Annotated in this window: 8 protein-coding genes and 1 pseudogene; 4 read left to right on the forward strand and 5 right to left on the reverse strand. The window is 62.6% G+C overall.

Annotated features, from left to right (window positions below; translation table 11 throughout):
• Positions 1-224: 224 nt before the first annotated feature.
• From WCE37_RS11005 to WCE37_RS11015, 3 genes are all read left to right on the forward strand, one after another.
• Positions 225-3191, forward strand: a complete 2967-nt coding sequence (locus WCE37_RS11005) for a type VI secretion system Vgr family protein (protein WP_343279399.1) — start codon at positions 225-227, stop codon at positions 3189-3191.
• Positions 3192-3206: 15 nt separating this feature from the next.
• Positions 3207-4862, forward strand: coding sequence for a hypothetical protein (locus tag WCE37_RS11010; RefSeq protein WP_343279400.1), 1656 nt, complete (start codon positions 3207-3209; stop codon positions 4860-4862).
• Positions 4863-4959: 97 nt separating this feature from the next.
• Positions 4960-5910 carry a T6SS immunity protein Tli4 family protein gene (locus WCE37_RS11015; RefSeq protein WP_343279401.1) on the forward strand — a complete coding sequence of 317 codons (951 nt, stop codon included), beginning with the start codon at positions 4960-4962 and terminating at the stop codon, positions 5908-5910.
• Here the strand turns inward: WCE37_RS11015 and WCE37_RS11020 are convergent.
• Entirely contained in the window at positions 5886-6230 is a 345-nt protein-coding gene (locus WCE37_RS11020; protein WP_343279402.1) for a transposase, read from the reverse strand. The genes WCE37_RS11015 and WCE37_RS11020 overlap by 25 nt on opposite strands.
• A 66-nt stretch (positions 6231-6296) precedes the next feature.
• Between WCE37_RS11020 and WCE37_RS11025 the strand changes: the two are divergent.
• Positions 6297-7064, forward strand: a pseudogene (locus WCE37_RS11025) (IS3 family transposase); the annotation flags it as partial.
• A gap of 73 nt (positions 7065-7137) precedes the next feature.
• Here WCE37_RS11025 and WCE37_RS11030 read toward each other — a convergent pair.
• The 4 genes from WCE37_RS11030 to WCE37_RS11045 form a co-directional block, all read right to left on the reverse strand.
• Positions 7138-8040, reverse strand: a complete 903-nt coding sequence (locus WCE37_RS11030; protein WP_343279403.1) for a putative type VI secretion system effector — start codon at positions 8038-8040, stop codon at positions 7138-7140.
• Between the two features lie 132 nt (positions 8041-8172).
• The gene (locus tag WCE37_RS11035) at positions 8173-8922 is read right to left on the reverse strand and encodes a putative type VI secretion system effector (protein ID WP_343279404.1); all 750 of its coding nucleotides are present in this window, start codon (positions 8920-8922) and stop codon (positions 8173-8175) included.
• Positions 8919-11879: a T6SS effector BTH_I2691 family protein gene (locus WCE37_RS11040; protein WP_343279405.1), complete on the reverse strand. Its 2961-nt coding sequence runs from the start codon at positions 11877-11879 to the stop codon at positions 8919-8921. The genes WCE37_RS11035 and WCE37_RS11040 overlap by 4 nt, the downstream gene beginning before the upstream one ends.
• 33 nt (positions 11880-11912) lie before the next feature.
• The gene (locus WCE37_RS11045; protein ID WP_343279406.1) at positions 11913-12893 is read right to left on the reverse strand and encodes a DUF4123 domain-containing protein; all 981 of its coding nucleotides are present in this window, start codon (positions 12891-12893) and stop codon (positions 11913-11915) included.
• Positions 12894-12911: the final 18 nt, after the last annotated feature.

Here is a 12911-nt window from a genome sequence, read left to right on the forward strand (position 1 = left end):
CTTGGAAATCGGGAGGACACGATACCAAGCCGCCGGGATGCAATCCGCTGGCAACCCTTTCCGGGCATATTGGGATGAAGTCGAGTGACCCGGAGCGGCACTTCTGGTAAAAACTTGTCCGTGAGAGGGTTGGGGATCGAGAACAGCAGTGCCACGGACGCGATGCTGTAATCCGCTTGCCCGCCGGGTGGTCGATGATGAAATCAGGTTCAAGGAGGAGCGAAATGACCAACCCGTTGGCCCAGACCCAGCAAATGCTGGCGTCCCTGGCCCAGTACGTCGGCACCGACCGGCTGTACCAGCTGGAGGGCGACGGCCTCCCGGCCGACTGCGCCGTTGAGCGCTGGCAGGGCTGGGAGCAGGTGTCGCTGGGGTACGAGTGGTGGGTGGACGTGCTGTCCGGCGACTCGTCCTGGGCGCTGGATGAACTGCTCGGGACCTCCGCCACCTTGGCCACGCGCCTGGCCGACGGCAGCAGCGCCCGCCGCAGCGGCGTGATCCGCGAAGCGTCCTGCCTGGGCGGCGACGGCGGTCTGGTGCGCTATCGCCTGTGCCTGGTGCCGTGGACGTGGTGGATGACCCAGGGCCGGCACAGCCGCGTGTTCCAGGACCGGACCGTCATCGAGATCGCCGAGGCGGTGTTCGAGGGCTACGCGCCGCTTGCCCAGTGGCAGCTGTCCGACGAGGTCGGCCCGTTCATTGCCGAGGCCCATCCGCGCAGCTACTGCGTGCAGTACCGGGAAACTGACTTCGATTTCGTCAGTCGCCTGTTGGCCGAAGAAGGCCTGGGCTGGCGCTGGGAAGAGGACGCCGAAGCACCGGCCGGCCATCGCCTGGTGATCTTCGCCGACAGCACGACGCAGCCCGAGGACGCCATCGCCACTGGCGGCGGCATCCGCTTCCACCGCGACGACGCCACCGAGGCCCAGGACACGATCCACGCCATCGGTACCCGCCGCCGCGTCGGTTCGGCAAAGCTGAGCATGCTGGGCACCGACTACCGCAGCGTGCAGGCCGTGGCGGCGCAGCTGCCGCTGGGCGCCGACGGTGCGCCCGTTTACGGTGAATCCTACGATCCGTCCGGCGCCTATGCGTTTGCCGACGCCGCCCAGGCTTCGCGCCACGCCCGCCTGCTGGGCGAAGCGCGCGAAGCTGGCCAGCGGCGCTGGCAGGGCCAAGGTGGCGTGCGCAGCTTCCGTGCCGGCACCGCGTTCACGCTCACTGATGCACCGCGCAACGCCGAGGGTGTGGCCGCCTTCTTCCTGCAGGGCCTGCGCCACGCAGGCCGCAACAACCTGCCCGACACCGTGCGCGATGGGCTGGCCGACCTGCTCGGCCCCGCGCCCGGCTGGCCCGTCCTGCCCCAGGCCTTGCCGCTGGACACGGCAGGCATGCAGCAGCTGTGGCAGCACGCCGACGCCCATGGCTACGCCAACGCCTTCCAGTCCGTGCCGCGGGCCCTGCCCTGGCGGCCGCGCCTGCACGACGACACCGGCACCCGCCTCAACCCGCGCCCGACCGCCCCGGGCTACCAGAGCGCCATCGTGGTCGCCGACGACGGCGGCCACGACGTGCTCAGCAGCGATGCCCTGGGCCGGATCAAGGTGAAGTTCCACTGGCAGGCCGGCGGCGAAGCCACGGCCGAACGCTCCTGCTGGCTGCGCGTGTCGCAGCGTTACGCCGGACCGGGCGTGGGCTCGCAGTTCCTGCCGCGGGTGGGACAGGAAGTGCTGGTGGCCTTCCTCGAGGGCGACATCGATCGGCCCGTGGTGGTGGGTGCGCTGTACAACGGACACGGCGAGGCCGGCGTGGCACCGACGACCGGCGGCCGCGAGGCCGATTCCGCCAACGCCGACCTGTACGCGCAGGCCAGCGACCACGGTCCCAGCGCCCAGGCCAATCTTGCCGCCGGCCACGCCCCGCCCTGGCACGGCATGGGTGCCGGTGACGAGGCCCATCGCAATGCCAGCGCGCTGTGGGGCATCCAGTCGCAGGAGTGGCACGGATCCGGCCACAACCGGCTGCTGTTCGACGACAGCGACGGCCAGCTGCGGCTGCAACTGGCGACCACGCAGGCGGCAACCCAGCTCACGCTGGGGCATCTGATCCACCAGGCCGACAACTACCGCGGCAGCTTCCGCGGCGAAGGCTTCGAGCTGCGGACCGACGCCTGGGGCGCGGTGCGTGCGGAGCGCGGCCTGTGGCTGAGCGCCTATGCGACTCCCGGCGAGACACCCGCTGGTGATGCGGTGGGCCCGGCGGCGCTGTTGAAGCAGGCGCAAACGGTGGCGGAGGTGTTCAGCGGCGCAGCCGGCACGCACCTGACGGCGAAACTGGCCGGCCATGAGGGCGTGGGCCGCAGCAAATCCAGCCTGATCGACGACCAGGCCCCGCTTGCCGCGCTGCTCACGAGCGCGAAGACCACGGTGCCGGGCGACGACTACGATCTGGCCAAGGGCGAAGCCGCCGACCGCAGCCCCGCCCCCGGCGATGGTCGCGTGCCGCACACCGGCGATCCAATCCTTGGCCTGGCCGCGCCCGCCGGCATCGTCCAGGTGGCAGGCCAGAGCCTGCACTGGGCCGCCGGCGAAACGCTGACCCTGGCCAGTGGCCAGGCCAGTAACCTGGCCGTTGCGGGCAACCTGCGCCTGCACACCGGCCAGGCGATCGGCTGGCTGGTGGAGGCCGTGGACGGTGCACCGAGCGAAGACGCCTCGCTCAGTCTGGTGACAGGCGAAGGCGAGCTGGACATCCAGGCACAGCACGACGAGATCAAGCTGCAGGCGAAGGACCAGCTGAAAATTGTGAGTGCCAACGCCGAGGTCGAGCTTGCCGCCGGCAAGACGGTGCACCTGGCCACGTCGGGCGGCGCCAGCCTGACGATCGAGGGCGGCAACATCACCGTCGCCTGCCCCGGCGAGATCAAGGTGCATGCGAGCAAGAAGTCGTTCCTCGGACCCGCACATCTCTCGCGCGAGATGAATTCCTGGCCCGAATCGAAGTTCGACGAAAAATTCAGACTGGTGCAGCGGAACGGCAAGCCCGCAGCGAACTACCGCTATGAAATCGAGCGCGCCGATGGCGCCAGGATCCAGGGCGTGACCGACCCGGACGGCTGGACACCACTGCAGAAGGGCGTATCCATGGACGGCCTCCTGATCAGGCTGCTGGGCCCCGCCGACAAGGCATGACAAGGAGCGTCGTTGATGACGGCTGAAACAACTCGCAGGGTCGGTACATCGACCAACGAACAGGGCATCCCGGTTGCGCGATCACTCACTTCGCCAACGCAGTCCACCGCGCGTGCGGAAGTCGTCGTCCCGCCCGACGTGGTGGTCCCGATCCTGTTCGTGCCCGGGATCATGGGCAGCAACCTGCGCAACAAGGACACCCAGGAGTCCGTGTGGAACGCGGGTTCCGTACTCAAGCTGGCGCTGCAGTGGGCCTTCAAATCCGCAAAAACCCGGCAGACCAAGCTTGACCCGAAGACAACCGAGGCCGATCCGGAGGGGAAGATCCCGGATGTCGCCGAATACACCGGCGATGACCTGGCCACGCAAAAATTGACCGAAGAGCAGTTGCGGGAACGCGGCTGGGGCACCGTGTCCAACTATGGCTACGGCAAGTTCATGGCCTGGTTCGAGCCGGCCCTGAACGCGGGCACCAGCAACCCCTGGGAATCGCTGGTCGGCAAGGCACCCGCGGAATGGGGTGCCGAAGGTGCGCCCGCGCCGCTCGACCAGCCAGAGTCCGAGGATGCCTGGGGCGTGCTCTGTCCTGTCTATGGCGCCGGTTACAACTGGCTGCAAAGCAACGGCAAATCCGCCGTTGACCTGGCCAAGCGGATAGACGAGATCATCGCCGAATGGCGTGACAAGGAAGTTGATGGTTCAAAGCCGTACCGCTGCGACAAAGTGATTCTCGTGACCCATTCGATGGGTGGGCTGGTTTCCCGGGCTGCGGTGCATGGCAGCTATGGCAATGCAGCGTCGAAAGTGCTCGGCATCAACCATGGAGTCATGCCGGCGGATGGTGCCGCCGCGTCGTATCACCACGTCCGCAGCGGCTACAACGGCTTCAGCCGGTTCGTCCTGGGCAAGGATGGCGCCCAGGTCACCGCGATCTTCGCAAACGCATGCGGTCCCCTTGAGTTGCTGCCCAACAAGCTTTACGGCAAGGGCTGGCTCAAGGCCGTGTCGAACGGCCCAGGGAGCACCGCTGAACTTTTCGCGCTTCCAGAGGCAGACCCCTACCTCGAAATCTACGTCAAGCGCGAACCGTGGTGGCGGCTCATCGATCCCGCCCTCATCGACCCGGCCAACCGCTCCAGCGCCAGCAAGGCCACCGGGGGTGTCGCGACAGATCCTTGGCTCGATACCTATCTGCCGAACCTGGTGGTGGCCGACGAATTCCATGCGAACACCGGAAATACCTTCCACGCTCCAACCTACTCGCATTACGGTGCGGACGCGGCGCGCCACAGCTACCAGAATATCGTCTGGCAAACCAGCCAGAAGGTCACGCTGGACCAGGATGAACTGCTTGGGTCCGCGTCAGTAAACGCAAAGGGTTGGGCGGCGCTCAAGCTCGCCTTCACCTTCGGGAAAGACAACAGCGATCCAGCCAGGGTTGCGCAGGGAGATGGCCATGTCGTGTTCGAAATCATGGCCGCCGCCGAAGCCGGTGACGACACCGTGCCCCACAACTCCGGTGCAGGACCGTTCATCCGCGGCAGTGGAAATGTGAGACAAAGTTTCAAGCTCGAAAAAATGAGCGAAGGCCATGCTGCATCCTATGACGATGAAAACCTCCGCCAGATCACCCTGCACTCGATCGCGAAACTCATTGGGGAAGCGGAATGAAGACCACGCCCCGCTCCGCTGCCTCCAACTCCTTGCCGTTTTGCTCATGGCTCTCGCGGGTACAGCCTGCGCGCACGCCCGGACCGGAGGCAAGCAAGTGAACACATCCTCCGGCACGCCCTATTGCGTCGGGCTTCACGAAGTCGCGTTGCCGCCGGGCGCAAAGGCCAAGGTCACCTCCACCTATGCAGGCCTGCACGACCAGGACAAGGGCCCCGCGCGATGGGATACGGTCGTGGCTTCGCTGCGGGAGCGTTCCGACGCGGCAAAAGCCAAGGACTCGCCACGCAGCGACCGAACCGCCGAACTCTACCGCGCCGCGGGCGCCAATCCGCAGGCCGCGTTCTCCAACAGCCGGCTGGTCGGCTTTGACACCAGTGGCGAGACCGCCGTCATCGCCGAGCATTCCGGACCATCAGCTGCATTCACGATCGAGGCCCATCGCGTGCAGGATGGGCGACACTACGTGTTCGAAGGCGAGAGCAGCCAGGCAAGCCGCTATCCCGCCGTACGTGATGGCGTCTTTGAAACCATTTCCCGCTATAGCCCCCGTGAACGGGACACGTCGCCACCGGCGAACGCCTTCTGTACTGCGAACGGCTACTTCAGGCTCAAGGATGGCAAGGACGTGGCCGGTGATGCACAGCTCGTCGTTACTTTCCCGGACATGCCGGGTGTGTCGTTTTCATTGAGCATCTATGGACTCGTGGAGCCCAGCAAGGAACCGGCATTCGCGCAGCGCGTTGCACGTGATCTTGCCGAACTGACCCAACTGGGCGGACAGGTCAAACGCCTGCATGAGGGCGAGCGTGAGTACGGTGGGCAGACCGGTGGGATGGTGGCAATCAGCGTCCCTTCGGAAGACCGGGGCGTCGGTGACGATTTCAAGTATTTCTGGCATGCCGCAGGGCGTCCGATGGACCCCTATAAGCCGGAAATCGAAGCGGAGCTTCTGGCCGACGGCGCGCGTGGCATTGACCAAGACGCTCTTGATGCCTTGTGGAACAAGTTGATGGGCGGTTTTCAGCTTCGCGGCGGAGCGCGTTGACAGTCGTTACCTGGCATTCCCACGTGTCTGCCGAGTGACGACCTTCGCCCGCGAAGCAGCACTGCAATGCCGTTTTCCTCTTCCAGCCGCGCCACCTCACGCTTGAGCCAGGCATGCTCAGACTGCAGCAGCCGCTGCTCCTCGCTGGTCTGGCCGATCAACTTGGCCTTGGTGCGCCACCCATAGAGCTGGCTCTCCTGCAGCCCCAGGTCCTTGGCCGCCACCGCCACGCCGTCTTGCGCGGCGCGCGCCAAGGCTTGCTGCTTGAACTCCGGGCTGCAACGCTTCCGGACCTGCTTCACCACGGTCTTGCTCTTCATCAGCTTCACCTCGGGTTGCGATATTGAATCGCTTATCCGGGTGTCCGGCAAACAGGGGCAGGATCAAACATCCGGCATGCCTGTCAGACGTTCGAGGTCAGCGAGACATGCTACCGATACCAGGCGAAGGCCTGCGATGAGAACGCCCGGATTGCCGACTGGCTCGTGCGGTTGACCACGACGTACCGCGACTGGGGCTTCGGCCTGTGCTTCCTGCACCTGCGCAACGTCAAGGGGTTTAGCTGGAACCACAAGCGGGTCTACCGCATCTATCGAGAGTTGGAGTTGAACCTGCGGATCAAGCCGAAGAAGCGTCTGGTGAGGGAGAAGCCCGAGCCGTTGGCTGTGCCGGACACGATCAGCCAGGTCTGGTCGATGGACTTCATGCACGACCAGCTCAGCGACGGACGCAGCTTCCGTCTGTTCAACGTGCTCGACGACTTCAACCGCGAGGGTCTCGGGATCGAGGTCGACCTGTCGCTCCTCGCTTTCGGTGTGATCCGCTCGCTGGAGCAAATCATCGAGTGGCGTGGCAAGCCGCGCGCTATCCGCTGCGCTAACGGGCCCGAGTACATCAGCGGGGCACTGCTGGCCTGGGCAGAACGGGAGGGCATCCGCATCGAGCATATCCAACCGGGGAAGCCGCAACAGAACGCTTGCATCGAGCGCTACAACCACACGGTGCGCTACGGCTGGCTGGCCCGCACCTTGTTCGAAACCATTGAGCAGGTGCAGGACAAGGCCACCCGTTGGCTATGGACTTACAACCATGAGCGCCCGAACATGGCGCCGCGCGGTATCACGCCAATACAGAAACTGGCACCTGCCGCATAGCTCCACTTTTGGCGACTGCTAAAAATGGGGGGGGGATTACTGGGGGGACGTCGTCGCGACGCATAACAGTCTGTCAGTAGCGGAAGTACGACAACCCTAGCGGCTCGGGATCGTCTGGTCGGCGCTTGGCCTTTGTGGTCGCATACAAATCAAAGCTTCTTGGGTTCTTCCAGCCGAAGGCGCTGAAAGTCGCTTCTGATAACGGCACCAGCTTCCCTACTTTTCGACCGATACTCCACGCGATTAATAAGAAAATAATGGCTGCCCCCGCCCCACCGACCAGAAACAGATACAAGAATGTTCCGATATCAAGTTTATCCTCGGAGAGGATATTAACCCCAGAAAACATAAGAAATGAAATGCCAAGTACTATTAATGTTGCCCACCACCACCATTTTGCCACTTTCTTCCAGTGCGCCCAGCGGCCATGCGTACATAGCGGGTAAACGGCTACCAACCGATCAGAGGGTCTGGCAACCGCCACGCCTTTCCAGAGATTGCCGATCCGCTCGCCAACCACCTCCACTTCATCGCCGTCCTTGAACGGCGTCAGCCACACGCAGGCTTGCACTTGCAACAGGCTGCCGTCTGCCTGCTCCAGATCGAACTCCATCAGGTCTGCCTCGCTATCGGTGTCCGCATTCAGACCCAGCAGACCAATGCCCAGTCCTGCCGACCCGGCCAACGCCGTTGCCGCCGCCGTCGCCTTGAGGGTGGTGCGGTCCGTATCGGTGATGAATACGTCCACCATCATCGTGGACACCTTCAAGTTTTGGATGCGGCCTGATACGCGCGCTAGAACGATCTTGCCGCTCATTGCAGTCCCATCTCCGCCAGAGCGTCCTCGAACGCCTTGTGCTGTTGTTCCAGTGCGTTGAAGCGCTTCTTGCTGCCGAATGGCGTCTTGTCGTTCCGCGTCCTGCGGCGTCTTGCAGTCCGCCGTCAGCTGCCCCAGCATCGTCTTGTCCAGGGTCACTGTCTCTGCTCCTTGCGGCCTCTCGCCGCATCCTCTCAAAGGGCAGTTACACAGTTCAAATTACAGACTCGCCTTCAACAGCTGATCTGGCCATCTCTCGGCGCTGAGATGGCCTCACCACTTTTTTGACAGTCAATAACGGAAATAGGACAAACCCAACGGCTCCGGGTCGTCTGGGCGCCGCTTGGCCTTTGTGGTCGCGTACAAGTCGAAGCTTCTTGGGTTCTTCCAGCCAAAAGCACGGAAAATGGCCTCGGACAAAGGCACCAATTTACTCACCTTGCGGCCAATGCTCCATGCGATCAGCCCGAAAATCAGAAACAGCCCCCCCCCTCCCATGAACACTACATGGAAAATGGATCCTCTCAGCTCGGACCAACCATCACCTTTCAAGACTGCGACCACGTAGAACAATAGAACAGTTGTCACAACTAGAAAAAAACTTATCCACCACCACCAACCCGCCACTTTCTTCCAATGCGCCCAACGACCATGCGTACATAGTGGATAGACCGCCACCAACCGATCGAAGGGACGGGCAATAGCCACTCCTTTCCAAACATCGCCTATACGCTCACCGGCAATCTCCACCTCATCGCCATCCTTGAACGGTGTCAGCCACACGCAGGCCTGCACAGGCAATACGCTTCCGTCCTCCCGCTCCAGCTCGAACTCCATCAGATCCGCTTCGCTACTGGTGTCCGTATCCAGCCCCAGCAAGCCAATACCCAATCCGGCCGAACCAGCTAACACTGTTGCCGCAGCCGTCCCCTTCAGTGCCGCACGATCCGCATCGGTTATGAATACATCGACCGTCACCGTGGACACGCTCAAATTGCGAATGCGACCCGACACGCGCTCCAGGACAATAGCTTGATTCATTGCAATCCCATCTCCGCCAACGCATCCTCGAATGCCTTCTGTTGTTGCTCCAGCGCATTGAAGCGCCCTTTACTCCCGAAAGGAGACTTGTCGATCCACTTTTCCAGATCATCAGGAGTGAAGTACCAAGCAATACCTTGGAAAACCAGCACCACTACCGTCACCTTCCAACCAACCAGCATCAGTACGCCGCGTCCCAGAACTGCTATCGCGGTACGTTGCACGATCACCTTAGTACCTTGTGCAATAAGGGCGCGCTGAGTCGTGGCAGTTGCGATACTTCCGGCCAAACGCTCAAGGAACACCACTGTTGCGCGACGACCTACGACACGCTGAATTAGATGCGCAGACGAACTAAGCGCGGAAAGAACATATGCGCCTGTAACTGCGAAACTTACACCTGCCTTAGACAAGTACAACCATCCCAGCCAAGCATATCCTTCATGAAACTGATCGCCAGAATCAGATAGGTCCAAGACCGCCCCGATAAAAGCCGCACCCCCTCCCAAGTAGCCACCCACTGCCTTCCAGTTCCGAACGGTATCGCTGGCCTCGCCGAACAACACCTTCGCCGGCTCCAGCGCCACCTGCGTCAAGGCTTGGGTCACGGACATGCCCGAGGCGATCAACATCATGATGTCCTCGGAGTCCTTGTCAGCGGCGGAAATCAGCTTGGCGAAGTTGGCGGCCTCGCACAGCGCCAGCACGGCCGCCAGACGCGGCTCGCCGAACGTGCTGCGTGGGCGGACTCTCTGCCACTTGGCCTGCATGGTCCTCGCGCCCTGAGACTGCCCCAGCTCCTCCACGGCAGTGGCGAATGCCTCATTCGGGTTCATACCCTGCGCGCGCAAGCCGCGCCAGCGGTTCATGACTTGGGTGCGCAGGGTGGGCTCGATCTTCGCCTGCTCGATCAGCAGGTCATTGACTTCCTTCAGGGGAATGCCCGCGCGGGTCAGGAAGATGCTGCGGATCAGGTTCTCGCTGACGTAGTCGCCCAGCGCACCAACACGCCATTTCCCGAACACGCGGGTGCCCGCGGCCATCAGCAGCCGGTCCAGCCCCAAATAGCCGACCATGCCGCTGCTGATCATGTGGCCCTGGGACAGAGGGATGCGGGAGTTTCCGATCTTGTCGTATTCGTAGTAAAGGCTTGCGAACGATTTAAGCCCCGCGGCGGCCGAGGCGAACACGGAAATCCCGCCTTTCGCCACGTCCATTGGCGTCGTGCGGTTGCCGTCCAGCGCGCCCAATGCCTCTTCCAGCTCCTGCTTTGGTTCCAGCTGGTTCAGCGCAACTGCGCGCCAGAACAGCGACTTCTCGTCGGACGCAGCGTCCGTATTGGCGATCAGTTCGTCCAGCAGCGTGGCGCCTGCTTCCTCGGATGCGAGTCCTTCGATGGCGTCCTCAATCACCCTGCCGAACACCACGCCGTCAGCCGGAACCTCCTCGGCGTAGTCCTTGAGTGTGTCCAGAAGAAGGGGGGCGTAAAGCCAGGATTTGATGTCGGTGGTACGTTCAGCCTGGAGCCTGGTCACGTACTTCTGGATCGACTCGAAGTACCCCTTGAAGCGGCCCAGAGCGGCGGTGTCGATGCGCTTCTCGTAATTTGGCCAGACATCCCGGATGTCCTGTTCGCGCCGCGCGACGTTGCTCTCGCGGCGGCGCCTCGCACCCTCTTCCTGCTGCTGCATCGTGCCGGCGGCACCCGAAGGGTTGCGCAGGTGCCTGCTCTGCAATTCCATGCGCCTAGCGCGGAAGGTCTCGAGGTCGATCCCCTCCAAGACATACTGCTCTTCCAGCTCCAAGTATTCGCTCGCGAACGTCGCGGCTGCACCGGCCTCACGTTCATGCGGCCGGGCGGTGCGACGGATGAAGTCATGCTCCTGCTGGTACACGCTAGGGCCTTCTATTCCCATGCCTGCGCTGATCAGGGTCGGCGTCATCCGGCTGCCCTCGCGGAACGATGCGCCGCGTTCTGCCTGCGCCCTTGCCCGACCTTCGACGGCGGCGCGCACTTCAGCGAACTTCCGCATCGCGTCGACCTCCAGTCCACGCTCCTCCATGTATCGGGCCAGCATGCCCATCGCATCGTTCCTGAACCCGTTGAGTTCGTGGACGTTGCCGATGGCGTCCCACAACGCCACCATCATCGGCACGTAGTGGTCGTCCTTCTCGGGATTTGGACTCGCGGCCACCATGGCGCCGTAAGGCTCGTCCAGCCCTTCCTCTCCCACAAACGAACCAGCCGCGCCTTGCGTAGTGATCGTGATGCCTCGCCGGCCCCAAACTTCGTAACGGGACTCCCGGCGCTTGACCGTTTCGGGCCAATAACGACCATCGTCCAGTGAAGCATCTGGATATCCGGTCATCCGCAAACCACCATACGCCTGTGTGTACTCGGCGACGGCCTCAAGTGAGGTCGCAGCCGACACGGGTAAGGTATGCTCGCCCTTCTCGGGTGCATCGATCCATTTCGACGGCTCGATCAGCTGCATCCGTTTTCTCAACAGCCGCCAGTTCACTTGGTACGCTTGGCGAACGCTGTCGTCCCACTTGTACTCGCTGAACGCGATCCAGAGCTTCCCGCACTTCTTCGGATCTTCCACCACGATGAAATCCCGGGTGCTGTTGCTCCCGCAACGCTGGCACCTGGGAGGCATGTCCACGGGGTGCGCACTGGCTGCATCCAACGCCTTGTGCAGGGTTCCATAAGTGGAAACCGAGTACACCTCCCACTGGTTGTTGCCACGATGATTCTTCTCGTAGAACAGATATAGGAAGCCTTGCCGCAGAGTTCTTGCGGTGTACTTGCAAGTGCTTAACGGAACGCCCGTAACGCGATGTCCTCCGAACTGTAGTTCGGGTACCTGATGATCATCCGGAGCCACCGTGTAACGTGCCGGAAGTATGGCAAGGCCCGTGGCCGTGCAGACTGGACACTTATCCGAATTAGCCATTTTCTCCTCCGAGAGCCATTCCTTTGAAATACATCAATGCCTGTGCCTCATCTCTTCGGCAATGACATTCCATTGCGCCTCGCCCAAGTCCGCAACGAGATAACCAAAGAAGTCGCCTTGTCCGCGCCCGGCTATGATCCTACGGATCTCCGGGTGGGAGTCGAAGTCCCGATGCACGCGCAATGCTCTCCAGCCGAACTCGACCAGATCCTCGGGATCGTTGAAGCCGTACTCTCTGGCCCGTGCCAGCACCGTAGACATCTCAGCGAGCGCAGAACGATCCACGTCCGTACCCGCGCAAACGGCGCGCAGCCAAAGCCGATTCAATGGGCCGATGTTATCGACATCAGCCCATTGCCGTAGAGAGAGCGGTCCGGCCATCTCGGCGCCATCGGCATAATTTCCCTTGTGCCGGCGCAGCGTCTCCAGGGTTCGCCACCTGCTCAACCACAGCCACGCGGTGATATCTCCTCGCAACTGTTCACGCTGCGGTGCGTCGTAGATATTGCACAGCATGTCCATGACCCGAGAATCATGGAAGCGGACCCATGCCTGCCCACCCGAGGGGCGGCGATGCACTGCCTGACGCGCCAAGTGCCTGGCCAACACCGGCATTTCGGCCGAGCTAAAGAGCCAGCCGCCCACTCGATGGCCGTTACCTTGCCGTAAGGAATCGTAGTTCCAGTCGTCAACCGCAATCTGCGCGGACATCCGGCACAATTCGGTATCCACATAACGATCCAGATTCATTTGGATCAGCAAAGGCTGCGTGTCTCGTCCCGCTTGATTGCGGCCGATCGCGATGGATGCCGGCGACAATTCGATCCCGTACTCTCTGGCAGTCGCGCCAAGCAATTCCGCCGGACTGCGTAACGTCGGGTCCAACAATAGGTAGCAGAACCGCGCCCCCGCCACCGCCGCATGCCTAACGATCTGTTCGGACAGCTCTGCGGCTTCCTCGCCGATAGCGAGAGTACCCCTTGGGATCCGGTTGGAGGCGACCGACGCGGTCATGGGTGATGCACACTGGAA

The sequence above is a fragment of the Luteimonas sp. MJ250 genome, from assembly GCF_039548455.1.
Taxonomy (GTDB): domain Bacteria; phylum Pseudomonadota; class Gammaproteobacteria; order Xanthomonadales; family Xanthomonadaceae; genus Luteimonas.